This window comes from Dictyoglomus turgidum DSM 6724 (genome assembly GCF_000021645.1).
Taxonomy (GTDB): Bacteria; Dictyoglomota; Dictyoglomia; order Dictyoglomales; family Dictyoglomaceae; genus Dictyoglomus; species Dictyoglomus turgidum.
On the sequence record NC_011661.1, the window covers coordinates 316,500 to 342,370 of the forward strand.

Sequence of the window (25,871 nt, forward strand, 5' to 3'; positions counted from 1 at the left end):
AAGACAGGATTAGTCTTTTTAATTTTATACTTGATGTTTTTTATGCTTAGCTTGAAGGGTTAAGAATTTAGCTTAAAGTTTTTTATTATTTCTTTAATTTTTTCATCTTCTGTCTCACTAATTATATTTAAAACACTATCTACGAAAACTCTAACTTCACTTTCTTCCGTTAGTTTTAATTTTTGGTAAACGTAGATCCAATTTTCTGAATAATCATTAACAATCTTTTCTAACACATATTTTGTATCTTGAGCACTTTCCTCTAAAAGTTCAGATATTTTTTCATATATCTCCTGATAAAATTTTTTGCTTTTATATTCCTTCTTAATTTTGTCCCACAATTTCCCAAAATTATATATTATTTTTAACTTTTTGTCTTCAATTAGAGATATTATTTTGCCATTTTCTAAAAGAGTACCTAACAGTAGAATAGTTCTTTCTTTTCCCCAAATAGGATATTCAAGTATTTCTGATATATTAGCAGTTCCATCTAAGTACCATGAGAGTATTTCTTCTTCAAAGAATTTTTTCTCCCCTATATAAATAAATGGGTCTTTTTGTTTTTCTTCTATTAATAATTTGTATCTTTCAACATTGGCATTATTTAAGTATTTGTCTATAGATGTTTTTCCTAAGGAATATAAATGATCTATACACTCACTGACAAATTGTTTTACAGCAGAAGGAGAAAACTCGTTTAAATTATTAAAAATATCATTCCAGTTAATTTTTTCTGAGGTGGTTATATCTTCATAGATTTTTTGCACATCCTCTTGGGTTGGTCCATTTTCTTCTTTAAGGTATTGATAGAAATAGAGAGGAGATAATGTGGGAGGAAATACTAAATCCTCAAAAATGTTTTTTAGTTTTGATTTATGGTTGTCTAAAATTTTTCTAAAATGAGTCTTAAATTGTCTCTCACTTATACCTAATTTAGAGTACTCTTCTAATAGATAATTCCATGTCCTCCAAAAAATATAGAACCAGAAAATGTTAGGGTCATTATTTATTTTTATTAGCTTTTTGTTTTTTAAAAGGTCTTTTATAATGTTTAGGGCTTTAATTTTAGAAAGATTTGTTTCGTCTATAACATCCTTGACATATTTTTTTCCATCAAAAAGATTTATCAAAGTTTCTTCCTCTTTAGATAAATTTTGGGGATTTATAGGTATAAGGATGAGATTTGCAAAATAATGGTATTCATCTAAATTTTTGTCAGTTGTGAGTAAAATTTCTAATGGATCTAAATTGATGGAGAGCTTAGGTGGGTTAGTGTCGGGTATGAATGTAAAAGTTCCCTTTGACCATAAGAGAATGTCAACGATAGCATCTATGTGTTCTAAAGTATTGGTTTTGGCGTATACTATTCTGCCATCTTTGAAATAAATTTCTCCATAATTGTCTTTATAGTCTATTTGGAACTTTCCATTTTTCTTTCCTGAGGATATCAATTGGAAGACTTCCCATAATGGAATGCTTTCTAAATCTCCTTTAAGACTCATTTTAATTCCCCTTTTTGAAATAATATACTTTACTAATTAATTATAACAAAAAAGTAAAGGGGGAAGCGAATCCAATTTAAGCTTCCCCCCTTTTGCTTTTCTCTTTTACTTCTTCCAGAACTCTACCATTTCTCTAATCTGTTTTGTTTTATATTCTTCATATTTTTTAGCTCCAAGTTCATCTAAGCCTTTCAAAAATTCATTCCATATCTTATCAAAATCTTTTGTAGGTGCCATTATTACTTTTGGAATATTTTTTATAACATAATCAAAGAGCTTATTTCCTATGGCACGCATATCCTCGTCAGGTGTTGGATACATCCATAAATATCCCCAGGTTTTTACTGGATATTCTTCTGCTTTGGGGAATAAATCTTTCCAAATCTCTGCTTTATATGCTGCAAGAACCTTCTTCTCAACTTCTGTGTAGTTCTTTCTGATATCTTCTTTAGTGGTATCTGGTACAATGGGATTTCCAGTAGAGTCTATGTAATAATTAGGAAGTCGAGGCCATGGATATACGTACACACCTATTCCTGTTTTTCTACCAAAGTATGGATCTGTTCTTCTGGCTTGGTCTACGTCAGGTAGGAATTGTCTTTTTCCATTAATATATATGTGATGTACACCTTCTATTCCCCATTGCCTTAGTATATTTGCATCCTCAGTGCAGAGCCAATCCAAGAACTTTATTGCCCTTACGGGATCTTTACAACTCTTAGTTATAGCTATCCCCCATCCTCCTGTATATCCTACTCTTACGTCAGGTGGAGCTTGCTTAATCCTCTCGCTTACTGTTACAGGATAATATCCATACATGTATTCATATTTTCCTGCCTTTCTTAGTGCTGTTATTGGCTCTCCTACAGCCCATCCAGCATCAATTAAAGCAAGTACTCTACCACTGGCAATTTTAGCTTTGTAAGTGTCTTCTTTTTGTATGAAGGTTTCTCTATCTAAGAGTCCTTCGTTCCACATGTGATTGAGCCATCGGAAATATTCTTTCTCTATGGGTCTCTTGTAGTGGAAAGTGCATTTTAAAGTTTTTGGATCCACATATAGTTCTCCATCATCAGGGGCTCCTGTGGCTTGAAAGGCAGGATTTGTAACGCTTATAACTGTTCTCCAGTCATCGGCACAGAGGGTAAGGGGTATAGTGGGAAGACCATCGGTTAAAGGATGTTTCTTGTAGTAGGCTTTTATAGCATTTTCAAAATCTCTTAAAGTTCTTATTCTGGGATATCCAAGTTCCATTACTACTCTGTGCTGGAGCATGAATCCACCGTTTACATCAAGAGTTCTATCATTATCAGTGGTTAAACCGAGGCAGTAAATATGAGGGTCTTCTTTGCTCCATTTTAGTCTCTTTAGGTTCTCACCATAGGCCTTTTTAATATTTGGTGCGTATTTTTCTATTAAATCATCAAGGGGTATTAAGGCTCCCGCATCTTTTAGCAAGGATAAATCTCCTTTTGCGTAGATCAAATCAGGATAGTCTCCGCTTGCAGCCATGATTTGTATTTTTTCTCTTACCGCTGCTTGGTTAGGAGCATATTCTATATCTAAGGTTACTCCCGTAAGTTCTTTGATTTTTTGGGCCACAGGACTCTTAAATTGATCATCATTAGGGTTTACTTCTCCAATATATACTTTAAAAGTTATAGGCTTATTAGCTTCAGGCGTAGGATTCATTGGTTTGTATAATTTGGCTTGAGCATTTACTTCTCTTATGCTTACACTAAATATAAGGCTAATTACCAATATAGATGCTAAAAACCAACTTAAGAATTTTTCAGCTTTTCTCAAATTGAATCCCCCCTTTAAGGTATTTTTTGTTGTTTCTAAAAATTTTGAAAAGAATGTTTTAAGCACCCCCTTTCTTTTTTAATTCTTTATGGCACCAAGGGTCATTCCTTTTATAAAGTATTTCTGCAAGAAGGGATAAACTAACACTATGGGAAGTGTGGTTATTATGGTCATTGCCATTCTTAAAGACTGGGGAGTTACCCTCATAGTTCTTGTAGGATCTAAATTACTATAGTAGTCTATAGTAGTAGAGCTTGCTGCAGCGTTGGCTAAGATTTTCTGAAGTTCATATTGGAGGGTGGTTAGATTTTTATTACCTCCACAGTAGAGGTAAGTATCAAACCAAGAGTTCCAATGTCCCACTGCTACAAATAATGCTACTGTGGCTAAAACGGGTAAGGAGAGGGGTAATATTATTTTAAGGAAAATTATAAAGTCATTGGCACCATCAATCATCGCTGATTCTTGTAATTCCGAAGGAAGAGTATCAATATAGGCTCTAATTAAAATTAAATTGAATGGATTTATAAGTCCCGGAAGAATATAAACAAGAAAATTATTCATGAGTCCAAGACCTCTTATTAAGAGGTATTCAGGGACTAAACCTCCACCTACATACATAGTTATGACAAAAAGAGTTGTGATTAATTTTCTTGCAAAAAAATCTCTTCTGCTTAAAACATAAGCTACAATGGCTGTAGAGAAAACTCCTATTATAGTCCCTATTATGGTTCTCAAAGTAGATATTAATGCAGCTCTTCCTATACTCGGATAATTAAAAATTTCCTTGTAGTTGTCTAAGGTAAAAATTCTTGGGAAAATGGTAATTCCACCTTTTATAGTATCAAAAGGATCATTTAAAGATACTGCCAACACATATAGAAAAGGATACAGGGTAATTATTACTAATAGGATCATTAATCCATAATTTACAATATCAAAGGTCTTCTCCCCAAGACTTCTTTTCATGATAATCCTCCTAAATAATTCTGTAGCCTGTTACTTTTTTAGTAATTTTATTAGCTGAAAAAAGTAAGATTAAACTTATTACTGATTTGAATATTCCTGCAGCAGTGCCAAAGGAAAATCTTCCTGCCCTTATTCCATAATCAAGGGCATAAAGGTCAATCACATCAGACACATTTCTTACTGCGGAAGTTCTTAAGAGAAATTGTCTTTCAAAACCTATGTTTATGATATTACCTATGCTTAAAATTAAGATCATTATTACTGTGGGCATGATTCCAGGTAGAGTTATGTGCCATATCTTTCTAAATCTACTTGCTCCATCAACTTCTGCAGCTTCGTATAGTTCGGGATTAATAGAGGTCATTGCAGCTAAAAAGATAATTGTATTCCAGCCAACTTCTTTCCATATATCGGAGAATACTACAATCCACCAAAAATATTTAGGTTCCCCAAAAAAGAGTATAGGCTGTTTTATAAGTCCTAATCTCAGAAGTAAATAATTTACCACACCGTCAGGAGCAAGCATAGCATGCACAATACTTGCTACTATTACCCAAGAGACAAAATGGGGAAGGTAAGAGATGGTTTGTACAGTTCTTTTAAAGGCAGTACATCTTATCTCATTAATCAATATAGCAAGGATAATAGGAAGGGGAAATCCAAAAATGAGACTCAGAATACTCATTGCTAAGGTATTTCTCATTACAAGATAAAATTCAGGATCAGAGAACATCTCTTTAAAATACTTCAAACCAACCCATTGTTGCTGAAATATAGGAAGGCCGGGCTTATAATTTTGGAAGGCGGTAATCCACCCCCAAAGGGGGACATATCTAAAGATAATAAGCCATATTACGAAAGGAAGAACCATAATTATTAAATATTTTTGCTTCTTTATTGTTTTTAATGTTTTTACAAAATTCATTTTTTATTTCCCCTCTATTAGTCTTTTAAGTTATTTGTTAGCACAAAAAGAAAAACAAAATAACCCCAAAAAATTGACATTTTTATCCCCTAAAAATAGATATTTTTCAATTTACATAAAATGATTTAAAGTTCTATACTATACCAAAATGAGAAAGTTTCAAGATCTAAAGCTAAAGGAAAAGTTAATATTGTCCTTTATAGTGGTATCTTTTATACCTATACTTATTCTTGGAACTGTGACTATTATTCATTTTAGAGATTTTGCTCTAAGTTCTTCAGCAAAGGAAATTTACAATGAGCTTAATCTCGCAAAGCTTAAGATTATGGAGATGACCAATGAAGCAGTTAATACAGCAAATAAACTGATGATTGATCAGAGATTAAAGGAACTTTTACTTTATAAATATACATCTCCATTGGAGGCCTATTTAAGATATTCTCAGTATAAGGATATAGAAAACTATAAGACCCTTTATGCAAAAGCTATTTATCGCATAAGAATATATTCAGAAAATCCTACGATTTTAGAAAATGGTGTATTTTGTAAGACTAAAAAGGAAATAGAGCAAGAAGAATGGTATAAACTTGCAGTTCAGCTTAACGGTTTTATCATCTGGGATCTAATTTATCAAGATGTTTATAATGAAAAATTTGGAGTCTTAGTTATTAACCTAAATAAGTTAGAAATGAAAGACCTTTAATATAGATTTACAAAGGATTTTATCTGAAAAGGGATACACTTATGAATTTAATAACAAAAAGTATAGAGTTTTTGGAGTTTATCTTCCTTTAACGGGGTATAATAAGGATTTTTATCTTATTTCTATCGTACCTCTGGAAGTAATCATGAAAGAACCTAAAAGAATGCAGGATTTTGCCATAACAATAATTTTTATTGCTTTTATAAGTTCTATGGTTTTTGCAGGGATCTTTTCAAGAAGTATGGGTAGAAGAATTGCAATTTTAAATAAAGCAGTAAATGAGATCTCTCACGGAAACTGGGATCTTAATATTCCACTTCAGGGGAAGGACGAAATAGGGGAGCTTTCGGAAAATGTGAAAATGATGGCAAGGAATATTAAAAATTTGAATGAACTTATAATCAAACAAAAAGATATGAAGTTTAAAACTTTAATGGAACAACTTAATCCTCATTTTTTGTTTAATACCTTGGAAACCATTCATATGATAGCGGTATGTAATAATCAAAAAGAGATTGCGGATGTGGCATTGAGACTTGGAAAAATCTTGAGAAGATCTTTAGAAGCAAAGGGGAAGCCTGTAAGTATTGAATGGGAACTTGATCTTTACAGATATAAGGGAAGTATATATACTTCCCTTTTTGATCCAGCCTATAGTAGAAAATTCTGTAGTTCATGGGATAGAGCCTAAGAAAGGATAATGGTGTGGGGATGGAAAATCTGGAGTTGGAGAAGATTTTAAATGAAGATCAAGAAAACTATTCCAAGATAGGTTTAAAAAATACCCTTGAAAGAATTAAGTTGTTTTATGGTAATGAGTATGGTTTAAAAATAGAAACTCAGAAAAACGTAGGGACAAAAGTAGATATTATTCTTCCTTATGCAACTCTGAGAAAGGAGAGAGTTGATGTATAAGGTATTTATCGCCGATGATGAATACTACATAAGGGAAGGGTTAAAGAGGATTGTTAATTGGGAAAGATTAGGATTTAAGATTGTAGGAGAGGCGGAAGATGGTATTGAGGCTTTAGAGAAGATAAAAAGGATAAATCCTGATCTTTGTGTGATAGACGTTAAAATGCCAGAAATGGATGGACTTGAATTGATTTCAAATATTAAATCCTATAAAAATTCTACTAAAATAATTATTCTTACAGGATACCCTGAATTTGATTATGCCATAAAAGCCATTGAGTTAGGAGTCAATTTTTATATATTAAAGCCTGTGGATCCTGAAATTTTGAAAGAGAAATTAGAAAAGGTTTATCATGAATTAGAGAAAGAAAGAATTTTATATGAAAGTTCAAAGGGAAGGATAATGGAGAGATTTTTGAAAAAGCATTTAGATGTGAAGGAAGATGAGATAAATAATATCTTTTGTCTTGATCTTCCTTGGAATTCTTATCAGGTTGTTTTAGTGGATTGGGAGGATAAAAGTTTAGACAAGATTAAGGTTTTAGAAGATATTTCCTATTATTTTCCCTTTTCTTTTTTAGTTGATAATTTTATAGGCTTTATTATTAAGGACTTTAGTAAAGAGAAAAGAAAGCTCATAAATTTAAGAGATCATCTAAGAAACAAATATAGAGATTATTTTTGCTTTTCCATTGGAGAAAAAGTGTATGATTTTTTGAGCATTTCATCCTCTTTTGAGAAGGCGAAGTCTCTTTTCTCAAGAAGATTTCTATATGAGGAGAAGGGTTTCTTAGTTTATCCTAAAGGAAAGAAAAATTTAAAGCCACATTTAGAATTGGAAAAAATAAATAATGTGGCACTTTGGGTTGAGGTTATTGAGGATCTTGATTTTGTTAAGCTTTGGGAACTTTTGGAGGATAAGATGATAAAACATATGGTTTATGAAGATGAGGAACAAGAGATAAAGTTGAGTTATTTTAACCTTTATGTAGATATAGTTACTCTACTTATCACAAGATACTCACAGTTTAAGGAAAAATCTTTCAAGTATCTTAAGAACAGGATTTTTGAAGAATTTTTTAATAAAAGAACAATAATTGATCTCCATGTTTTTACAAAAGAAATTTTAACTGAGTTAATTAGTGATTTTTCGGAGATTATGGGAAGAAATCCTCTTGTAAAAATTACCGAATATATAGAATCTAATTTTTACAAAGATCTTAAATTGAAAGATGTGGCAAAGGAATTTGGCTATAACCCTTGTTATCTTGGAAAAATCTTTAAAAAGTATACAAAGGAAAAATTTAATACCTATCTTGATAGAGTGAGAATAAATAAGGCAAAGGAGCTTTTAAGAAGGGGGTTGAAAGTCTCAGAGGTGGCAGAGATGGTAGGCTACAAGGATACAGACTATTTTATATGTAAGTTTAAAAAATATACAGGGAAATCTCCCCAGAATTTTAAGGAAAGTATTTAACTTTCTCTTCATCTTCCCCAAATCTTGAAGGTTATAGGGTAATTCAGCTTTTCAAATTCAGGAATTTTTATTTTTAATCCCTCCTCATTTCTTTCAAATTTAAGCTCTCCTTTTAATCCCAAAAGCTCAACCTTTGCTACTTCTTTTTGGTATAAAGTAAGTTCTGTGCTTAGTGATTTTATCACTATCTCATCCTTTTCAGGCTTATTCATGAGAATGGCATAAAGGGTATCTCCTTTTGTAGTAAATCTTAAATCTCTTCCTGTATAGTTAATTTCCTTCTCACTAAAAGATCCCGCATTTCCTTTTGTGGGTCCCTCCCCATAAATTCTCCATGGTCTTGTTCCATAAATTGCTTCTCCATTTTTAAGTAGCCATTCTCCTATCTCAAGAAGAGTTTTTTGAGCTGCTTCTGGTATGGTTCCATCTGCTTTTGGTCCTACATTAAGTAATAAGTTGCCATTTTTACTTACAATGTCTACAAGTTCCCATATTAACTCTTTGGCGGGTTTGTAAATATCATTTTCTACATATCCCCAAGAAATCCTTGATATAGAAGTATCAGTCTGCCAATATATGGGATCAATATCCCCTAATTCCCCTCTTTCCACATCAAAGACTGCACATTCCCTTGGTACTGCATTCAATTTATAGTTAATTACCACACCTTTCCCCCATTCATGGGCTCTATTATAGTAATAAGCAAAAAACTTTTTTAGGTATGGTTCAAAGGCAGGTTGTTCTATCCACCAGTCAAAATATACTACTTGAGGTTGATATTTATCCACTATTTCCAAAAGACGAAGAAGCCAATCTTCTAAAAATTCCTCAGTGGGCTGCATGGGTTCTGGTTGGGCAGGTCCATATAAATCAAAATAATCTTTATCTCTTACATCGGAATCAAATTTCATTCCCTCATGGAAAAACCACCAATGCTCTGCTCTATGATAAGAAATTCCAAAGGTAAGAAAATTTTCTCTCACGGCTTTTGCCAGCTCTCCAATGATATCTCTTTTTGGCCCCATCTTGCTTGCACACCATCTGGTAAAACTACAATCATACATAGCAAAGCCATCATGGTGTTCTGCTACAGGCACCACATATTTAGCGCCTGCTTTTTTAAATAAATCTGCCCATTCATATGGATCAAACCTTTCTGCTTTAAAAAGATGTATAAAATCTTTATATCCAAATCTTTTGTGCTCTCCGTAAGTTTTTATATGGTGTTCATATTCGGGCGTTCCTTCAATATACATATTTCTTGGATACCACTCATTACTAAAGGCAGGAACCGAATAAACACCATAATGGATGAAAATTCCAAATTTGGCATCCTTGTACCATTCTGGAATTTTATAGTTTTTTAATGACTCCCATGTGGGCCTAAAAGGACCTTCTGGCATTTTGTACCTCATAATATATAAATTTCACCTCACTTTTAAGTTTCTTTATATACCTAAATAATACTACCAAAAAAGCAAATATGGAAAGAATTTTATTAAAATTTTTGGATTTATGTTAAAATTTTAAATGAGGGAAAATTTGTATGAACAGAAGCGATGATTGGTTAAAACAGGCTAAAAGGGATTATGAGAAAGCTCTTCTTGATTATGAACACTCATTTTACGAGTGGGCTTGTTTTGCCTCTCAGCAATCTGCTGAGAAAGCAGTAAAAGCTTTATATTATAAGTTAAATAGAGCTGTAAAAGGACATTCAATAGTAAAGATGCTTGATGGCTTAAAAGAGCTCATAGATGTGAGTGATGAAATTTATCATAGAGCAAGGATTTTGGATAGGTATTATAAGGAAAGTAGGTATCCTAATGGATTTCCTGAAGGAAGTCCTTATGAATTTTTTGATAAAAAAATTGCAGAGGAGGCTCTAAATGCTGCACGAGAAATTATTGGGTTCTGTGAAGATATTATCAGTAGATTATGATGCTTTAATAAATAAATTAAAAGAGATATCCTTTTTCATAAAGGAAAAGAATAGTAAAGTTATTAAGATTATGCTTTTTGGTTCTTTTGCAAGGGGAGATTATACTCCAGAAAGTGATGTGGATATAATGATTATAGTAAAAAATTCTGAAAAACCTTTTCTCTTTCGAGCTGATGAGTTTTTGGATTATTTTAAAGAAGTTCCCTTTGACGTGAATATAATTGTTTATACAAAAGATGAAATTGAAAAGATGGAAAAGGATAACAATATTTTTATTAAAGAGGTTTTAAGCTATGCTGTGGAGCTTGGGTAAAAATTTATCTTAAGTTTTCCTTTAACCAATTTTTGAAATTGTTTAGGTCCTCTTCCACAATGCTCCAATTTTTTGTTATTTTTTCTTTCAACATATTTACTTTTTCTGGAATGATTTCATAGTTATATGCATGCCTGAATATATATCTAAATCCTCGGAGTTCATTTAAAATAATAAAACTTTCCTTTGAGAGTACCTTAGGTCTTATTCCTGGAATTTCTATGGACATTCTTTTTAAAATCTCTTTATGAAAGAAGGATGCATTGTATAGATTGTGTAGGTTATAGGCTAAGTATATGGTTTTTTCTTTCATCTCTGGGTTAATGTTTTGTATTTCTCTGTATATTTTCTTAACTTCTTCCTCTTGAGAAAGGATATATCCTAAAAGAAAGCTTAATCTTTCCTTCTTCATTTTATTCTCAATCCTCTTTCATATATGATTTTTCTAAATTTACAATACTCAATTTCCACAAGATCTATGTTTCTTCCTATGATGTCCTCAAGATCAGAGAATATTTTGAAAAAGTCCTCTTTTAATCCTTCTACTGCTATATCCACATCTGAAAAATCATAAAACATATCCTCTTCTAATATGGAGCCAAAAATGTAAACTTTTTCTACTTTCTTTTCTTGAAAGTATACTTAAGTTTTGGGATTATATCTTCCAGTAATTTTTTTTCTCTTAAGCTCTCTTTCTTCTTTCTCTTTTAAAAGTTTTTCTTCCCAAACTGAGAAGTCAAACATGATTATAGTATAGCATAGTTCACCCCCAAAGCCCCCAATATATACTTTGGGAGACTTTGGGGGAAGAGGGGGGAGGAAGTTTGTATTACAACTCTATAGTAATCTCTTTAATTTTCTTTTCAGGTACAATTTTTATACCTTTTTCGGTTCTTTCTATTTTTCCACCAGTAATGTTTTTAGCCTCATTTATATTGAAGAGTAATATAGAATAGGGTTTTTCAGAATCTTTTTCTACGTTTATCTTTATTATGTTTTTCTCTTTAATAAGATTTACTTTTAAATCTACTTTTCTTTCTTGGTTGTAAACCTCGCAATATATTTTCTTTCCCTCTTGGGGCTCAAATACATATAAGATTACATTATTAGCATAATCATAGTCAGGTTTTTCTTTGTTTTCTCCCATAGGGATAATACTTCCCGGTCTTGCCATAAGGGGTAAGGAGAAATAATCAAACTTTTCTTTATACCATTTTCCTCCATCTTTTTTCTCGCCTGTCAAAAGATTGGTCCAAACTCCTACATTGGGAAGGTAATATTCTACCTCTCCTGTTTCCGAGAATATAGGTGCTACTAATAGGGAGTCTCCTAACATATACTCCCTGTCTAAAAAATGGCATGTAGGATCTTCTTCAAATTCAAGTACCATTGCTCTTAGCATTGGAATTCCCTTTTCAACTGCTTCTATTGCCTTTGCGTATAGATATGGCATAAGATTACATTTTAAGTTTACAAAAAATCTCAACACATCTACTGCTTCTTCATCATACACCCATGGTACTTTATAATCATGATTTCCATGGAGTCTGGAATGGGAAGAAAGAAGTCCAAAGGCAACCCACCTTTTATATAGATCAGGGGTTGCAGAGCTGTCGAATCCTGCTATATCATGACTCCAAAAACCAAATCCACAAAGTCCTAAGGACAATCCTCCTCTTAAGGTTTCTGCCATGGACTCATAAGTAGAGAGACAATCTCCTCCCCAATGTACTGGGAATTTTTGACTTCCTGCTGTAGCAGATCTTGCAAAGACCATGGCATTTTCCTCTCCAAGCTCTTCCTTAAGGGTTTCAAAGACGGTCTTATTGTAGAGGTAGGTATAAAAATTATGCATCTTTTCTGGATCAGATCCATCATAATAGACCACATCTGTAGGAATTCTCTCTCCAAAATCGGTTTTAAATACGTCAACTCCCATTTTTATTAACTTTTTTAGGTAATTTGAGTACCAGGCTCTTGCAGAGGGATTTGTAAAGTCTACGATTCCCATACCAGGTTGCCAGTCATCGGTTTGCCATATACTACCATCAGGCTTTTTCAAAAGATATCCCTTTTCTTTTCCTTCTTCAAAAAGTTTTGATCTTTGGGCAATATATGGATTTATCCATACACAGATTTTTAACCCCTTTTCCTTTAATCTTTTTAACATTTCTTCAGGATTAGGAAATACCCTATCATCCCATTCAAAGTTTACCCAATGATATTCCCTCATCCAGAAGCAATCAAAGTGGAATACATGAAGAGGAATATTTCTTTCTTTCATTCCTTCTATAAAGCTGGTCACTGTTTTTTCGTCATAATTGGTAATAAAAGAGGTGGTAAGCCAAAGACCAAAGGACCAAGAAGGAGGAAGATGGGGTCTTCCTGTAAGAAGGGTATAGTTTTCAAGAACCTCCTTTAAGTTTTCTCCTCCAATTAAAAAATAATTAATTCTTTCTCCAGGAACACTAAATTGTACTCTTTCTACATGTTCTGTAGCAATTTCAAAGGATACCTTCTCAGGATGATTTACAAAAACCCCATAATCTCTATTAGTTACATAAAAAGGAATGTTTTTATATGTCTGATCTGATACTGTGCCTGCGTCTGCATTCCACATCTCTACAGTTTGCCCATTTTTTATAAAAGGACCAAATCTTTCTCCTAGTCCATATACTAATTCTCCTACTCCAAGGTCTAAGCTTTCTATCGTGTAAGTTTTTTTGTTCTCATCTATAGCATATGCCATATGTTTGTGCCCCGAAGAAGTAAGTTTTTTGTCTTTCCAGTAAAAGGTATATTGAAAAGTGCCTTTTTTGTTTATCTTTACCTTTAGGTTTCCTGACTTTAGTATAAGAAAATCCTCCTCATCTAATATCTCAGGCTTATATTTCTTATCCCTATTTATCTCAAATTCTGGTCCTTTTTCTATCACTCCCTTAAAGTGGTATGAGATAACTTCTATGATATTGGGGAAAGGTGAGGAGAAATGAATCTCAAAAAGAGGACCATATAAAGTTTCACCACGGTTTTTAACAAAACTTGAAGGAGCATAAACTACTATTTCCTTTTCTTTAATTTCATAATCCCAAAGAATGCATGGATAATGAATTTTTATTCCCTCTCTTACTCTCCAATGTCCATCGGTAAATTTCATAATTTCCTCCTCCTATTCAAATCTAAACCAGTTTATTTTTAATCCTTTTTCTCCCCTTATGTATAGGTCATGAACACCCTCAATATTTTCATCCAAAAGATAAACGATTTCTCTCCATTCATTATTAGTATCCAAAGTTTCAAAAGAAAATTCTTTATCTATTTTGCTAAAATTTAAAATTATTTTGGAATAGTTTGAAGAAATTTCCATGACAAGCCTTTTAGGCCTACTGTAAAACTCCAGATCTCTGAAGAGAATATAAGAGTTGTTATCATTAAAGATCACATAAGTTTCTTTGAAATTTCCCTTTGTATTAAAAGATACATTATAACAATCGTCAAAATTAAAGGCTTTTGTTTTATTAAAAGGGTCTCTATTTTTAATCTCTTCTCCTTCCACATAAATTTTATCCCTTAATTTAATATCCTTAGATGATGCTCCAATAAGAATTTCATATTCTCCTTTTTCTACAAGATATCTTTTTTGCCTTACGTCCCATATGAAAAGATCTGATACAGGAATAGTTATCTCAATTTTTCTTTTTTCTCCTTTTGGAATAAAGACTCTTGTAAATCCTTTAAGTTGTATATTAGGTCTTTTGACTTTTGAATTTAGGGCTCTCACATATACTTGTGGTACTTCATCGGAGTCCATATCGCCAGTATTCTCAATTTCAAAACTGATTTTTATCTCCTCGTTTAATTTAAAGTTTTTTGAGTTTAAAACTAGATTTTTGTATGTAAACTCTGTATAAGTTAAACCATGTCCAAAGGGGAAGAGAGACTCTTTGTCGAAATACATATAAGTTCTCTTACCCCTGATAATATCATAGTCAGTAATAGGTGGAATGTCATGAATAGATTTATACCAGGTCATACTTAGTCTTCCTGCAGGGGAGAAGTTTCCCAAGAGAATATCCGCTATGGCATTTCCCATTTCTTGCCCTCCATGGGAAGACCAGAGAATGGCAGGAATATGATCCTTTTCCCAAGAAATGGCATAAGGATAACTACTTATTATAAGTAATACTACATTGGGATTTACCCTGAATACTTCTTTTACTAAATTTTCCTGATGTTCAGGAAGGACTATGTCAATTCTATCTTCATCTTCTCTTCCATTTACCATGGGATTATTGCCCACGCATAAAATTACCAGATCTGAATTTTGAGCAATCTCACAAGATTTCTCTATACCTTTTTCTATCTTCTCAATAATGAATTTTTCTTCGGGCAGATTTTCAAAGGTATCTTTAAACTTTAGTACATTTCCTTTTCTCTCATCTATATAGGCATATTTTCCATTCCAGGTTTTAATGAGGTAAGTTCCATCTCCAAGAGGATCAATGTTAAAAAGTTCCTTTACAAACCATCCAAATACTTCTTCTGATGCAGAAAATATGGCTGAAGTGCTATCATCACAGGTTAAGTATTTCCTATTTGCTAATCCTTGAAGGCTTTTCTTTCCCCATCCCCAATCTATGTATTTAAAACTTTCTCTTTCGGTTATTTTATCGCTTATTGCCCAAATAGGGCTTATCTCTGATTCTATAACTCTTAGATATCTATTGCTTTTAGCCGATTTTATTGCCACAGTATCGTAGGAGTCATGGTATAGAATTTCTTTGTCATAGAGTCTATTTATAATTCCTTGTAATATGGATACCTTATATGGATAAGTTCCACTATACCAATCATTATAGTTTTTGTGGGCAAGAGGTCCAATTACAGCAATTTTATTTATTTTATCTTTTTTGATGGGTAAAAATTTGTTTTCGTTTTTAAGAAGTACCACAGATTTTAATTCCGCCAGATAGGAAAGTTGAGAATGTTCCTTATCACATATCTTTGTAGGAGGAACATAGAATTTCTTACTTATCTCCTCATCAAACTCTCCTAATCTAAATCTTACTTTGAGAGAGTTTGATATGGCTTTATCTATATCTTCCTCAGTTATTAATCCTTTTTCTAAGGCTTGCCATGCAGATTCTATTACCAGATTAGGATCATCGGTGAAGGCGTCAATTCCAGCTTTTAAGGCATAGGCAAGGGTTTCATAGTGATTCTCAAAGGTTTTATGAGAGGTAACTGTTTGGCTAAAGTCTGCCGCATCGGTAACTACGCATCCTTCAAGGCCAAATTTTTCTTTTACCACCTCTTTTACTATAGGATTTATAATACAGGGGATTCCATTTACCGCATTGTATGCTGTCATGATGCATTGGGCTTTGTATTTTTCAATAACCCTTCTAAATACCTCAAGATAGTACTCATACATATTTCTCGGATCTATATTGGCTGAGAATTTATCTCTATCCTTTTCATTGTTATTGGCAAAAAAGTGTTTTGGAGTCATAGCAGTTTTAAGATATACGGGGTCCTCTCCTTGCATACTTTGTATATATGCACCTGCCATCTCTGAGGCAAGAAAAGGATCCTCTCCATAGCATTCCTCTGTTCTTCCCCAACGAGGATCTCTCCCCATGTCTACTGTTGGAGCCCAAAGCATAAGTCCTCCGATTTTACCCCTCATGTAATAATAGGCCCTTGCTTCTTGAGATACGACCTCTCCTATCTTTCTCATAAGATCTCTATCAAAGGAGGAGGAAAGTCCAATAGGCTGAGGAAAAACTGTGGCTTTTCCAAGCCAAGCAACCCCGTGAGCTGCCTCTCCTCCAATATAAAATTCGTGAATGTTAAGTCTTGGAATTTCTGCTTGTCTCGTGGGAAGAAGTTTTATCTTTTCTTCAAGGGTTAAGCGAGATACAAGCTCTTTTACTTTTCCTTCAATGTTCATAAAGTCATGTCCTCCCTTTTTAATATTTTTATTTATGAGATTAATTATATAACCTGAAAATTACTTTTATGAACCACGATATTTTTCTCTTTTAACACGAAATTGGAATGTCTTATAGAGCTGTTTTTTCTCTTTTTTGGAAGAACCTAAAATTTAGGTTGACATAAAAATCGGCGATTATCTGTGAATGGGAATATCATAAAGTTTTTCCCTTATAACTTTCAAGGGGCTAATTTTGTCCTCAACTGGGTATATCATTTTCAAAAAAGTTATAGGGGGTTTTGAATATGAAGATAGATAAAATTTTTTCAAGTCTGGAAATTATGGATCCTCAAACTTTTGATAACATAACCATTTTTCCATTGAAGCTTGAAATTGATAATATGCCTTATTTTATCAATTTAGATTCTGCATTGAAAACAGGGAAATTTCTTATAAAAGAAGTGAATGCTTTTGGAGAGGTACCAGTTTTGAAAGTGATAAACACTCTTTCAGAGCAGGTTTTAATTTTAGATGGAGAAGAGCTTAAAGGCGGAAAACAGAATAGAGTAGTAAATACCTCTATTCTTGTTAAGAAAAATAGCGAACTTACCATTCCAGTAAGTTGTACAGAAGCTCATAGGTGGGATTATACTTCTGAAGGTTTTAAAGATTCTGATGTAATAATTCCTATGGAAATTAGAAAAGAAAAGAATGAAACGGTACTCCAAAATTTAATCTCAAAGGGAGAATTTAGGTCAGATCAAGTTTCAATTTGGAATATGATTGATCTATATAAAAGGGCTTATAATGTGGACTCAGCAACTTCAGCTATGAGAGATATTTACGAAAAAGAAAAAGATAATTTGGAAAATAAGATCAGAAATTTTACATACACTGAGGGACAAAATGGTATTCTCGTATATATTAATGGAGGATTTGAAGGGATGGATATTATTCCCCTTGTTTCTGCTTATAAAAATCTCCATGAAAAACTGATAAGAAGTTGTATTTTTAGATATCCCTATAAAAAATATTACGAGGTTAAGGAGGTAAATAAAAGGATATTTGAAGAAATAAGTAAAATTGAGCCTTTAAAATTTAAATGGGTAGGACTTGGATGGGATCTTCTTAAGGAGAATAAATAGAACTACGTATTCCAAGGTCTTTTAAAAATTTCAATTTGGGCTAATTTTAAAGAAAATTCTTTAGAAGAAAAAGATATCTTCTCTATATTTTTAACAGGAAAAGCTCCTGCTACACTTGTAGTTATAAAGCATTCTTCCATATTTTTGATGTCTTCTAATTTTAGGAATGATATATCTACTTGGTAGCCTAAGCTTTTAGCTACTTCAAGAAGATGTTTCCAAAAGCAGTTTCTGTTATTAGTTTCTTTTCATTGAGGAAAAGGCAGGTATCAAACCCCAAGCTTTTAGCTCTTTCTTCTTCTATAACATTAAGCCCCATATTAAATGTTTTGATATAATTAAGAATATTGTGGGAATATTTTCTAATTTTAGATATTTTTATAGCTAAACCCCTATTATACTTTTCCCTATCGTATTTTATTTCTTTTTCTTCTATAATAGGTTCTTTTCCTTTAAAGTGTATTCTTAAAGCTCCAAAAGACAAATTTGTTTTTGTTATATAGTCCCTAAGATACTCTTCGAATTTTTCAAAGGGAAGAGAGAAAGGAAGTTTAAGTGTTTTAAAACCTCGTCTCATTCTATTATAGTGTTCGTATAAAGGTACTAAACCAAAGGTGTAAAAATACTCCTCTTTATTCAAAGAAATCAGCTCCTCCTGGAAAGGTTGCTTTGATTATATCTTTAAAGCTTACATCTCTCTTTAAAGTTCCATGTATGGTGGATACTAAGTGATATACTGAAGAATATTCTTCAACTTCAAAAAGTTTCTTTACTTCTATGGAGTTAGGAGTGCAAATTTTAGCTAAGTCATTTCTTTCTAAGTCTACAATCATGATAGGAGGTAAAGCTTAAAAGGTTCTATAAATATTTTTTCTTCTATAATATTTCTTCTCATAATCGTAAGAAATTTTTAAGTAAGTTTATTCCCTCCTCTGTTCCTATAGACTCAGGGTGAAACTGAACTCCTTTTTTAGTACAGGCAGCTATTTCTATAATATCATTATTGCTATGATTTTTCAAGAATAAGAGAGTGATATTTCACTACTCTAAGAGGATTTTTGATGTTCTTAAAGATCCCTTTTTCATCATGAATTATCTCATCAATTATTCCATGCATTGGTTTTTGAGCCTTTACAAGTTTCAAACCAAAGAATACTTCAATTGCTTGATGTCCTAAGCATACCCCTAAAATTTTTTTGCTGCTTTTGAAACAATCTATTATCTCAAAAAGTATATTGTCATCGGTGGGTCTCCCAGGACCTGGAGAAAGCACTATATAATACTTATCTCGTCTCTATTTTTTACAATGGTTTTCACTAATCAAGATATTTGATATTATAAGTATAAGTTTTGGTTTAGAAAAGAGGTGAGATTAATGGAAGTTTTTGTAGAAAGACTTCTTGATAAAGGGTATATTGATGATGAGGAATTCTTTGTCATAGTTACAGAAGTGGATTACAAAGATGAAATCCCACTTCCTAAGGGTATGTTTAAATTTCAGCCAGAATTTCTCTTAAATATTATTGAGGATGCAGTGGGACAAAATCCTGATTTGATTCTTAAAGTGTATAGAGCTTTAGAGGAAAAGAACCTATATAAATTTAATGCTGTCTTTTATAGAAGTATTAACATTGTGGGTTATGATATTAAAGTCAAAGGTCAAGAATTTTCAGAAGAAGAGGCAAAAAGCTTAGGGTTAAGTAGTGATCAGCATAATCAGATTACAGGGAAAATAGAGGAATATGTTGAAATTTTGAAAGAAAAGCTCACTGAGTATTTTTTTGAGTTTTATAAAGAAGAAACCGAGGAATTTGTATTTGGAGAAGAGTATATAATTGATCTTTTAGATGATGAGGATGAAGAGGATGATTCGGAGGATTACAATGAATGAAACTTAGCATGCCCTCTTCCAAAGTATATGTTTATTTTAATATTATACTGTTTAGCTAATTCTAATAAATTTTCTTTTACAAGGGAATAAAAATTATTAAAATTTTCCTTATCGAAGAGTATTTCCTTCATTCTTGGAAGAAGGTTAGGATAATGTTGGGACATTAACCTTTCTATCTCGGAAAATGTTCCGCCTCGGGTATTAAAACTTTCTGTGTAGATTTCTTCTATACCAAGAACTTTAAAGGTTTTTATAAGTTCTTCCGCATCAGAAAAGAATGGCCAAAAAGGTCCCATCATCACATATACTTTTATATTTTCCTGTTTTAGTCTTTCTATAGTATATATTCTCCTCTCTATGGAGGGAGAGTTTGGCTCTACAACCCTTTTCCAATCCTCATCAAGGGTATTCAAAGTTATATTTACATCAATATTTTTAAATTTTTTAATGAGGTCAATGTCTCTTAAGACAAGATCAGATTTTGTTAATATACTAAGAGGATAAGGATATTCTGAAAGTATTTCAAGGATTTTTCTTGTAATCTCATATTTTTCTTCTAATGGCTGATAAGGGTCAGTTACAGTTCCTATATTTATATTACCGTTTTTGTATTTTTCTCTCTTTATTTCCTTTTTAAGGACTTCAGGCATATTTACCCTTATATCTACAAACTCTCCCCATCCTTCTGTATGTTTTGTGAATCTTTTCATAAATCTTGCATAGCAATAAAGACATCCATGAGCACATCCTACATAGGGATTTATTGCCCATCCTCCACTGGGAAATCCACATTTTGATATTGCAGTTTTGCAAGTTATTTCTTTAATAACCATTTATTCCCCTTCCCTCATGGTTCTATTATATCAGAGGTTAGCATTCTTTTAAAAGCATAGAAAACTGATCTTTTTCAAAATCTCTTCATAATGCTCCATATCATCCATATGGTAAAGCTCTAAAACATAGTTCCTTAAAACAGAATAAAGAGGTCTTGGAGCTGGTTGGTTAAAGTTTTCAGAGGTGAGCTTGATTATCTTATCTTTAGGTAAGTTAAAAATTTCGGCTACTTTCCAGGCGAAATCATACCTTGTGATAATTCCCTTATTTACAATGTGATATGTGCCATATAATTTTGTAAAAGAGAGTTCTTTTACCTTTCTTACTAAATCGCCAGCATAGGTGCAGGAGGCAAAATGGTAGTTTGATAAATAAATCTCTTTCCCTTCTTTTAAGCTCCGATAGATTTGAGTAAAAGCATTGTTTCCATATTCTCCAAATACGTAAGAAGTCCTTATAATAAAATATTTTTCACAAAATTCTTTTACAAAAAGTTCTCCTTGTAGTTTTGTTCTTCCATAAACGTTTATAGGATTAGGAGTATCAAATTCTGTATATGGCGAGTTCTTATCTCCTGAAAATACATAATCGGTACTTATGTAAATTAAGGGTATATCAAGAATAGAGCAAGCTATAGCAATATGCTTTGTACCCAGTGCATTTACTTTCCAAGCTAAATCTGGATCCCTCTCACATATGTCAGGAGATCTTATAGCTGCAGGGTGAATCACTAAATCAGGCTTAAGTTCTATTATTTTTTCTATGGTATTTTTATCTTCTATGTTTATATCTTTATGGGTCAAAGGGATCACATCATGATCTTGAAATTCCTTTACAAAATATTGTCCTAAAAAACCTCCTGCACCTGTAATTAATACTTTCATATTAAATTCTTTCCCATCCTATCTTTTCTAAGCTTTTTATTTTCTCCTCCTCGTCCCCTAATAGGATTATGAAATGGTTTCCTATAGGATTTTGTAAGAAAGAATCATCTTTTATCTTTGCTGTAATTTGAGTTCTACACATGTTTTCTTCAAAGGGCTTTTTAACTACCTCTCCTGTAAATAGTGTAAATTTTTTGTTTCTTCCTATTCTCAGGATGGTAATCTTTTCAGAATTTATGTATCCTTCTATGCCTACACTACTTAAGGTTTCAAAGTGAGTATTTAGGTTGAAATACTCTGGAATATTAATTGCTATGGTACAATGGGCAAAGGTATATTCGTTATTTTCTATTCTGGCAAGGTTTGCCATGAAAGGAGTTTTATTGGTTAGCTTGTAAGCAAAAAGCATGGTAGCAAGGGCTTCTGTATCTCCTTCGCAACTTGCAATAATTCCTTCAGCATTTAAGAGAGATAGGGCAAGGCATCCTGTAATTTTTAAATTTATAGCCAAGTCAAAACACCTTACTGTGATAGCATAAAGATTATATTTATCTATGATTTTCTTTAAAGAGGTATAAACTTTTGTTGCTTTTAAAAGTTCTTCTTTTGATATTTTTTTATCCTTTGAAAGTTCCCATATTTTATCGGAAAGGGTAGGATCCTCTTTAAGATTTTCTTCTACTTCTTTTAATGATATTTCCACGGGTTCTAATCCGAGCTCTTTTAATACATCATAATTTCCGCTTTTTATTAACCAATCGCTGGGCTTTCCTATAATCCCTACTTTTTTATTTTTTAACTCATCCATGACTCTTAATACATTCATTATGTTTTCGTCAGGTTTTGTGATTAAAATGGTCTTTATACCTTTTTCCTTGGCATAGGCTTGAACTTCTAAGCTTGCAGCAAGACCATTTGCTATGCCAAAGGGTATGATAAAAAGTCCATCTTTTAAATATTTCAAGGCTTCTTCTTCAGTTCCTCCAGTAAGAAGAATTATGGCATCAGGATCTTCACTCTCCTCTAAATTTAAATATCTTCCTAAATATTCTTTTGCTTCTTTAAGTTTTTCATCTACTTTATACGCTATGGGACTTAAAAGAAATTTTACTTTCATAGTTTATTCTCCTTTACAGAATTTTTTAACATATTCTGCCATTTGTCTTCCAAGCATTCTACATGCTTTTTGTTCTGCCTCCTTGGGATATCCCACAGAGACTGCCCCATAATGGGCAGTAACTCCTGGTGCAGAATAATCAGGAAGTCCAAAAACTAAATAACCATAATTCATAAGGACGGTTAATATAGAATATAAAGTGGCTTCATTTCCACCTCCTAGGCCTCCTGAAGATGAAAAAGCAGCCCCAATTTTTCCCTTTACCTTACCCCAGGCAACACTAACACTCTCGTCAAAAAACTTTTTCAGTTTCCAAGTAAGGGTACCACAATATGCAGGAGATCCTACAATAATGCCATCAAAGTTTAAAAGATCTTCAGGAATAGCATCATCTACATGTTTTATTACCACCTCTACCCCTTCTACTTCTTGTACACCTTTTGCTACCTCTTCTGCCATCTTTTTTGTATTCCCTGTTGCACTGTCGTATAAAATTAGCACCTTTGCCATGAAATCCCTCCCTTTTTGCATTTTGTCAGCTTAATATACTTTATTCTATCTTGAAAAGTTAGCAAGGACAATAGTTTAAATTCTACATAAGACGAAAAGCTCACTACTAATAATTCCTGAGTGTGGAAATCCAAGCATAGAGGTATATTATGAAACTGTAAAAAATTTAGCTATAAAAGATTTTGTTCCTGAGACTAAATGGTTTCTATGCACAAATCCAATCTGTAGAGTAGTATATTTTTCAGATAAAGATATTATTAATAAAGAGAATAAAGAAAATATTCCAGTATGCTACTTTGTAGGTATAACATATAAAGAATTATCTTGGTAAAACCAATAGTGGTATGTGTAGATATAAAAATCCCACGGAAAGGTGTTGTGCTAAGAGACTACTTTGATACAAATATAGAAACCCTTGCAAGGGTTTACGCAATTTTAATTTTTATTTTATCTCACATAAGAATCCTTTTCTTTGCTTATTTGAAATTTTTGGAACACTCTTCCCTTTCTCTTAAAAATCCTTTAAATCCCACATAGTTCAGATCAAACTTGTCCATCTCTTTGCCCTCCTATTCTTATTCCTTAAAAGTTTCATACAGTCTACCAATAGAATGAACTATATAACCTCTTACTTCTTCCCCTAAAGCCCATTCCTCAATAACTACATATCCCAGTCCTCCAGATGCATGCACTACTTTGAAATGTCCCTCTATAGTTGGTTCAATAAATAGCCCACAATGACATACTATCCCATCTTTATTTCTTACAAAAACAATGTCGCCTGCTCTTGCTTGTTCGAGGGGGATAGGAATTGTGTTTTCTGAAAAGAGCGCTTCTACAGTTGCATCGTTATAAATTTTTCCTTGATTTTTGAATAAAAGATTAGGACATACTTGCTGGTAGCCCCATACAACTAACCCTGAACAATCAAATCCTATGTCAGGACTTTGAGCTCCTAAAACATAAGGTTTCCCAACTTGACTTATTGCATACTCTACTGCTTTTTGCCCTTCTTCAGGCGTAATTTCCCTTGTGTAATATGAAATGCTACATCCTGAACCCCAAATTAAGCTAAGACAAAATAACATAATCAGGAACTTTATTTTCATCTTCTATCACTTCTCCTGTTTAAATCCCCCTTTATATTTTCTTTTTATTTTAACTCTAAAACTATCTCTTAGCGTATGCTTTTATCATATAGAGGGGTTAGGTCAACTTCTGGCCCTCAAATTTTTAAGGCAAAAATTTTTTAGGAAGGGTATTATTAGAAGTTTAATTGTTATCTTGAGTAATAAGTGAAAGCGTAACTATAAGTTGGGTTTTCTGATTTGTAATAAATTTGGTGATAATTATTGCTTAATTCAATCCAATCCCAGATATCGTCCCAGTTGGTGTAATAAGGTTGCCACTGTATAACTTTGTAGGGTTGATTGTTATAGGGGCATATTAGAGGTTCTGGAAAATACTGAGGATTATATAATACATAAGTAGAAAAAGACCAAGCATCAATGGGATATTGTTTGTTTTTTAAGTAGTACATCTCTAAAGCTTCTTTTACAAGTCTCATATTATAGAGGTGAGCATTTCTTTTGGCTTGATTTATAGTTTCAAAATATAGAGGTATAGCAATGGCTATTAATATGGTTAATATGCCTATAACTACTAAAAGCTCTAATAATGAAAAACCCCTTCTACCCATATCCAATTATTAAATTTATATTAATTTTTAATCTATTTGAATTATATCATAGTATAATTAAATATAAAATAACTTCTAAGATTATTTATTAAGAGGTGGAAAAATGAAGGAAAATTTGAATTTTCCATATTTTATGCCAACTAAAATATGGTTTGGACCTGGAAGCTTAGAAAAGTTAAGGGAAGAGAAACTTCCTGGAAAAAAAGCACTTATAGTTATCTCTGCTGGAGGTTCAATGAAAAAACTTGGTTATCTTGATAGGCTTATAGATATCTTAAAAAGTAGAAGGGTTGAATATGTTGTTTTTGACAAAATTCTTCCTAATCCTATTAAGAAGCATGTAATGGAGGGAGCCCAGATTGCAAGAGAAGAAGAGTGTGACTTTGTTATTGGGCTTGGTGGAGGAAGCAGTATTGATTCAGCAAAAAGTATCGCATTAATGGTAAAAAATGATGGAGATTATTGGGATTATATTGTAGGAGGCACAGGAAAAGGTAAAAAACCTGAGAAAGGTGCGCTACCAATTGTAGCTATAACTACCACAGCAGGGACAGGAACGGAAGCAGATCCTTGGACTGTAATAACCAATGAGGAAACTAATGAAAAGATTGGATATGGAAATGAGTATACTTTTCCCACTTTATCCATTGTAGATCCAGAACTTATGTTAAGTGTTCCTCCTCATCTTACTGCCTATCAAGGATTTGATGCCTTTTTCCATGCAGTAGAGGGATATATTGCAAATATTGCTAATCCTGTAAGTGATCTTTATGCTTTAAAAAGTGTAGAGTTAATTGCTAAATATTTGCCAATTTGTGTTAAAAATGGTAATGATCTTATTGCGAGAACTTATGTGGCTCTTGCCAATACTCTTTCAGGATTTGTTGAGAGTACATCAAGCTGTACTTCGGAACATTCCATGGAGCATGCTCTTTCTGCTTTTCATCCAGAACTTCCCCATGGAGCTGGTTTGATTATGCTTTCTGAGGCTTACCATACATTTTTTGCTTCTAAGATTCCTGATAGATATATTCAACTTGCTAAAGTAATGGGATTAGACGTAGATTCTCTCCCTGAAGAAGAAAAACCTTATGCTTTTATTAAAGCATTGAAGAAGCTACAAGAAGAGTGTGGAGTAGCAAATTTAAGGATGTCTGATTATGGTATAAAAGAAGATGAGATTGAAAAATTAGCTCAAAATGCTATAGAGACTATGGGAGGACTTTTTGAAATGGATAGATATAAACTAAGTTTTGATGAGGTAGTGGAAATATTGAGAAAAGCATATAAGTAAATTGTGGTTTGTG

The 25,871-nt window shown here is 32.6% G+C and carries 26 protein-coding genes and 3 pseudogenes; 10 read left to right on the plus strand and 19 right to left on the minus strand.

Annotation, left to right across the window (positions count from 1 at the left end; translation table 11 throughout):
- Positions 1-59 precede the first annotated feature (59 nt).
- The 4 genes from DTUR_RS01560 to DTUR_RS01575 all read right to left on the minus strand — a co-directional run bounded on the left by DTUR_RS01560 (position 60) and on the right by DTUR_RS01575 (position 5,202).
- Entirely contained in the window at positions 60-1,502 is a 1,443-nt protein-coding gene (locus DTUR_RS01560) for a DUF4388 domain-containing protein (protein ID WP_012582716.1), read from the minus strand.
- Between the two features lie 105 nt (positions 1,503-1,607).
- Positions 1,608-3,308: an ABC transporter substrate-binding protein gene (locus DTUR_RS01565; RefSeq protein WP_012582717.1), complete on the minus strand. Its 1,701-nt coding sequence runs from the start codon at positions 3,306-3,308 to the stop codon at positions 1,608-1,610.
- A 78-nt stretch (positions 3,309-3,386) separates the two neighbouring features.
- On the minus strand, positions 3,387-4,277 hold the full coding sequence (locus tag DTUR_RS01570; RefSeq protein ID WP_012582718.1) for a carbohydrate ABC transporter permease: 891 nt from the start codon (positions 4,275-4,277) through the stop codon (positions 3,387-3,389).
- 10 nt (positions 4,278-4,287) lie between these two features.
- Entirely contained in the window at positions 4,288-5,202 is a 915-nt protein-coding gene (locus tag DTUR_RS01575) for an ABC transporter permease (protein ID WP_012582719.1), read from the minus strand.
- A gap of 148 nt (positions 5,203-5,350) precedes the next feature.
- Between DTUR_RS01575 and DTUR_RS01580 the strand changes: the two genes are divergently transcribed.
- From DTUR_RS01580 to DTUR_RS01595, 4 genes are all read left to right on the plus strand, one after another.
- Positions 5,351-5,905 carry a hypothetical protein gene (locus DTUR_RS01580; RefSeq protein WP_164930958.1) on the plus strand — a complete coding sequence of 185 codons (555 nt, stop codon included), beginning with the start codon at positions 5,351-5,353 and terminating at the stop codon, positions 5,903-5,905.
- A 145-nt stretch (positions 5,906-6,050) separates the two neighbouring features.
- On the plus strand, positions 6,051-6,596 hold the full coding sequence (locus DTUR_RS01585) for a sensor histidine kinase (protein WP_164930959.1): 546 nt from the start codon (positions 6,051-6,053) through the stop codon (positions 6,594-6,596).
- Between the two features lie 20 nt (positions 6,597-6,616).
- Positions 6,617-6,820: a sensor histidine kinase gene (locus tag DTUR_RS01590; protein WP_164930960.1), complete on the plus strand. Its 204-nt coding sequence runs from the start codon at positions 6,617-6,619 to the stop codon at positions 6,818-6,820.
- Complete coding sequence (locus tag DTUR_RS01595) at positions 6,813-8,297, plus strand: response regulator transcription factor (RefSeq protein WP_012582720.1); 1,485 nt, start codon at positions 6,813-6,815, stop codon at positions 8,295-8,297. Before DTUR_RS01590 ends, DTUR_RS01595 begins: the two co-directional genes overlap by 8 nt.
- Before the next feature lie 8 nt (positions 8,298-8,305).
- Here DTUR_RS01595 and DTUR_RS01600 read toward each other — a convergent pair whose 3' ends face one another.
- Positions 8,306-9,700, minus strand: a complete 1,395-nt coding sequence (locus tag DTUR_RS01600; protein WP_012582721.1) for an alpha-L-fucosidase — start codon at positions 9,698-9,700, stop codon at positions 8,306-8,308.
- Between the two features lie 143 nt (positions 9,701-9,843).
- Here DTUR_RS01600 and DTUR_RS01605 point away from each other — a divergent pair, with 143 nt between their 5' ends.
- Both DTUR_RS01605 and DTUR_RS01610 read left to right on the plus strand, forming a co-directional pair.
- Positions 9,844-10,236 (plus strand): HEPN domain-containing protein, encoded by a 393-nt coding sequence (locus DTUR_RS01605; RefSeq protein WP_012582722.1) that lies wholly within the window; start codon positions 9,844-9,846, stop codon positions 10,234-10,236.
- The gene (locus tag DTUR_RS01610; protein WP_012582723.1) at positions 10,184-10,549 is read left to right on the plus strand and encodes a nucleotidyltransferase domain-containing protein; all 366 of its coding nucleotides are present in this window, start codon (positions 10,184-10,186) and stop codon (positions 10,547-10,549) included. The genes DTUR_RS01605 and DTUR_RS01610 overlap by 53 nt, the downstream gene beginning before the upstream one ends.
- 4 nt (positions 10,550-10,553) lie before the next feature.
- Here the strand turns inward: DTUR_RS01610 and DTUR_RS01615 are convergent, their stop codons facing one another.
- From DTUR_RS01615 to DTUR_RS01630, 4 genes and pseudogenes are all read right to left on the minus strand, one after another.
- Positions 10,554-10,961, minus strand: coding sequence for a ribonuclease toxin HepT-like protein (locus DTUR_RS01615; RefSeq protein ID WP_012582724.1), 408 nt, complete (start codon positions 10,959-10,961; stop codon positions 10,554-10,556).
- A pseudogene (locus tag DTUR_RS01620) lies at positions 10,958-11,173 on the minus strand (nucleotidyltransferase family protein); the annotation flags it as partial. The pseudogene DTUR_RS01620 and the gene DTUR_RS01615, both read right to left, overlap by 4 nt.
- 205 nt (positions 11,174-11,378) lie before the next feature.
- Entirely contained in the window at positions 11,379-13,706 is a 2,328-nt protein-coding gene (gene yicI / locus DTUR_RS01625; protein ID WP_012582725.1) for an alpha-xylosidase, read from the minus strand.
- 12 nt (positions 13,707-13,718) lie between these two features.
- Entirely contained in the window at positions 13,719-16,502 is a 2,784-nt protein-coding gene (locus DTUR_RS01630; RefSeq protein WP_012582726.1) for a glycoside hydrolase family 3 protein, read from the minus strand.
- Positions 16,503-16,789: 287 nt separating this feature from the next.
- On the opposite strand from DTUR_RS01630, the gene DTUR_RS01635 reads away from it, so the two are divergent.
- A complete protein-coding gene (locus DTUR_RS01635) occupies positions 16,790-17,629 on the plus strand; it encodes an ARPP-1 family domain-containing protein (protein ID WP_012582727.1) in 840 nt (279 codons plus the stop codon).
- Between the two features lie 2 nt (positions 17,630-17,631).
- On the opposite strand, the gene DTUR_RS09480 is transcribed toward DTUR_RS01635, so the two are convergent.
- The 4 genes and pseudogenes from DTUR_RS09480 to DTUR_RS01650 all read right to left on the minus strand — a co-directional run.
- Positions 17,632-17,769, minus strand: a complete 138-nt coding sequence (locus DTUR_RS09480) for a hypothetical protein (RefSeq protein WP_242603788.1) — start codon at positions 17,767-17,769, stop codon at positions 17,632-17,634.
- Between the two features lie 59 nt (positions 17,770-17,828).
- Entirely contained in the window at positions 17,829-18,269 is a 441-nt protein-coding gene (locus DTUR_RS01640) for an aminotransferase class IV (protein ID WP_479723995.1), read from the minus strand.
- A 7-nt stretch (positions 18,270-18,276) separates the two neighbouring features.
- A pseudogene (locus tag DTUR_RS01645) lies at positions 18,277-18,465 on the minus strand (chorismate-binding protein); the annotation flags it as partial.
- A 55-nt stretch (positions 18,466-18,520) separates the two neighbouring features.
- Positions 18,521-18,908: pseudogene (locus DTUR_RS01650) on the minus strand (anthranilate synthase component II); the annotation flags it as partial.
- 96 nt (positions 18,909-19,004) lie between these two features.
- Between DTUR_RS01650 and DTUR_RS01655 the strand changes: the two are divergent.
- Positions 19,005-19,520, plus strand: a complete 516-nt coding sequence (locus DTUR_RS01655) for a hypothetical protein (protein ID WP_012582728.1) — start codon at positions 19,005-19,007, stop codon at positions 19,518-19,520.
- On the opposite strand, the gene DTUR_RS01660 is transcribed toward DTUR_RS01655, so the two are convergent.
- Genes DTUR_RS01660 through DTUR_RS01675 form a run of 4 tightly spaced genes read right to left on the minus strand, consistent with a single transcriptional unit; the run spans position 19,508 to position 22,865 of the window.
- Positions 19,508-20,353 carry a radical SAM protein gene (locus tag DTUR_RS01660; RefSeq protein WP_012582729.1) on the minus strand — a complete coding sequence of 282 codons (846 nt, stop codon included), beginning with the start codon at positions 20,351-20,353 and terminating at the stop codon, positions 19,508-19,510. The two genes, DTUR_RS01655 and DTUR_RS01660, sit on opposite strands and share 13 nt — an antisense overlap.
- 48 nt (positions 20,354-20,401) lie before the next feature.
- Complete coding sequence (gene rfbD / locus DTUR_RS01665) at positions 20,402-21,238, minus strand: dTDP-4-dehydrorhamnose reductase (RefSeq protein WP_012582730.1); 837 nt, start codon at positions 21,236-21,238, stop codon at positions 20,402-20,404.
- 1 nt (position 21,239) lies between these two features.
- Positions 21,240-22,355, minus strand: coding sequence for a hypothetical protein (locus tag DTUR_RS01670; RefSeq protein ID WP_012582731.1), 1,116 nt, complete (start codon positions 22,353-22,355; stop codon positions 21,240-21,242).
- 3 nt (positions 22,356-22,358) lie between these two features.
- Complete coding sequence (locus tag DTUR_RS01675; protein WP_012582732.1) at positions 22,359-22,865, minus strand: flavodoxin family protein; 507 nt, start codon at positions 22,863-22,865, stop codon at positions 22,359-22,361.
- Between the two features lie 112 nt (positions 22,866-22,977).
- Here DTUR_RS01675 and DTUR_RS09610 point away from each other — a divergent pair, with 112 nt between their 5' ends.
- Entirely contained in the window at positions 22,978-23,196 is a 219-nt protein-coding gene (locus tag DTUR_RS09610) for a hypothetical protein (protein ID WP_353745325.1), read from the plus strand.
- Between the two features lie 244 nt (positions 23,197-23,440).
- On the opposite strand, the gene DTUR_RS01685 is transcribed toward DTUR_RS09610, so the two are convergent.
- Both DTUR_RS01685 and DTUR_RS09590 read right to left on the minus strand, forming a co-directional pair.
- Positions 23,441-23,974, minus strand: a complete 534-nt coding sequence (locus DTUR_RS01685; RefSeq protein ID WP_164930964.1) for a C40 family peptidase — start codon at positions 23,972-23,974, stop codon at positions 23,441-23,443.
- Between the two features lie 170 nt (positions 23,975-24,144).
- The gene (locus DTUR_RS09590; protein WP_164930965.1) at positions 24,145-24,564 is read right to left on the minus strand and encodes a prepilin-type N-terminal cleavage/methylation domain-containing protein; all 420 of its coding nucleotides are present in this window, start codon (positions 24,562-24,564) and stop codon (positions 24,145-24,147) included.
- A 103-nt stretch (positions 24,565-24,667) separates the two neighbouring features.
- Between DTUR_RS09590 and DTUR_RS01695 the strand changes: the two genes are divergently transcribed.
- Positions 24,668-25,858, plus strand: a complete 1,191-nt coding sequence (locus DTUR_RS01695; protein WP_012582733.1) for an iron-containing alcohol dehydrogenase — start codon at positions 24,668-24,670, stop codon at positions 25,856-25,858.
- Positions 25,859-25,871: the final 13 nt, after the last annotated feature.

Excerpts from the sequence above, each read along its gene's own strand:
- DTUR_RS01560 (WP_012582716.1), bottom strand. The coding sequence starts at position 1,502 with ATGAGTCTTAAAGGAGATTTAGAAAGCATTCCATTATGGGAAGTCTTC.
- DTUR_RS01570 (WP_012582718.1), bottom strand. The coding sequence starts at position 4,277 with ATGAAAAGAAGTCTTGGGGAGAAGACCTTTGATATTGTAAATTATGGA.
- DTUR_RS01575 (WP_012582719.1), bottom strand. The coding sequence starts at position 5,202 with ATGAATTTTGTAAAAACATTAAAAACAATAAAGAAGCAAAAATATTTA.
- DTUR_RS01580 (WP_164930958.1), top strand. The coding sequence starts at position 5,351 with ATGAGAAAGTTTCAAGATCTAAAGCTAAAGGAAAAGTTAATATTGTCC.
- DTUR_RS01585 (WP_164930959.1), top strand. The coding sequence starts at position 6,051 with ATGAAAGAACCTAAAAGAATGCAGGATTTTGCCATAACAATAATTTTT.
- DTUR_RS01590 (WP_164930960.1), top strand. The coding sequence starts at position 6,617 with ATGGAAAATCTGGAGTTGGAGAAGATTTTAAATGAAGATCAAGAAAAC.
- DTUR_RS01595 (WP_012582720.1), top strand. The coding sequence starts at position 6,813 with ATGTATAAGGTATTTATCGCCGATGATGAATACTACATAAGGGAAGGG.
- DTUR_RS01600 (WP_012582721.1), bottom strand. The coding sequence starts at position 9,700 with ATGCCAGAAGGTCCTTTTAGGCCCACATGGGAGTCATTAAAAAACTAT.
- DTUR_RS01605 (WP_012582722.1), top strand. The coding sequence starts at position 9,844 with ATGAACAGAAGCGATGATTGGTTAAAACAGGCTAAAAGGGATTATGAG.
- DTUR_RS01610 (WP_012582723.1), top strand. The coding sequence starts at position 10,184 with ATGCTGCACGAGAAATTATTGGGTTCTGTGAAGATATTATCAGTAGAT.
- DTUR_RS01615 (WP_012582724.1), bottom strand. The coding sequence starts at position 10,961 with ATGAAGAAGGAAAGATTAAGCTTTCTTTTAGGATATATCCTTTCTCAA.
- yicI (WP_012582725.1), bottom strand. The coding sequence starts at position 13,706 with ATGAAATTTACCGATGGACATTGGAGAGTAAGAGAGGGAATAAAAATT.
- DTUR_RS01630 (WP_012582726.1), bottom strand. The coding sequence starts at position 16,502 with ATGAACATTGAAGGAAAAGTAAAAGAGCTTGTATCTCGCTTAACCCTT.
- DTUR_RS01635 (WP_012582727.1), top strand. The coding sequence starts at position 16,790 with ATGAAGATAGATAAAATTTTTTCAAGTCTGGAAATTATGGATCCTCAA.
- DTUR_RS09480 (WP_242603788.1), bottom strand. The coding sequence starts at position 17,769 with ATGGAAGAATGCTTTATAACTACAAGTGTAGCAGGAGCTTTTCCTGTT.
- DTUR_RS01655 (WP_012582728.1), top strand. The coding sequence starts at position 19,005 with ATGGAAGTTTTTGTAGAAAGACTTCTTGATAAAGGGTATATTGATGAT.
- DTUR_RS01660 (WP_012582729.1), bottom strand. The coding sequence starts at position 20,353 with ATGGTTATTAAAGAAATAACTTGCAAAACTGCAATATCAAAATGTGGA.
- rfbD (WP_012582730.1), bottom strand. The coding sequence starts at position 21,238 with ATGAAAGTATTAATTACAGGTGCAGGAGGTTTTTTAGGACAATATTTT.
- DTUR_RS01670 (WP_012582731.1), bottom strand. The coding sequence starts at position 22,355 with ATGAAAGTAAAATTTCTTTTAAGTCCCATAGCGTATAAAGTAGATGAA.
- DTUR_RS01675 (WP_012582732.1), bottom strand. The coding sequence starts at position 22,865 with ATGGCAAAGGTGCTAATTTTATACGACAGTGCAACAGGGAATACAAAA.
- DTUR_RS01685 (WP_164930964.1), bottom strand. The coding sequence starts at position 23,974 with ATGAAAATAAAGTTCCTGATTATGTTATTTTGTCTTAGCTTAATTTGG.
- DTUR_RS09590 (WP_164930965.1), bottom strand. The coding sequence starts at position 24,564 with ATGGGTAGAAGGGGTTTTTCATTATTAGAGCTTTTAGTAGTTATAGGC.
- DTUR_RS01695 (WP_012582733.1), top strand. The coding sequence starts at position 24,668 with ATGAAGGAAAATTTGAATTTTCCATATTTTATGCCAACTAAAATATGG.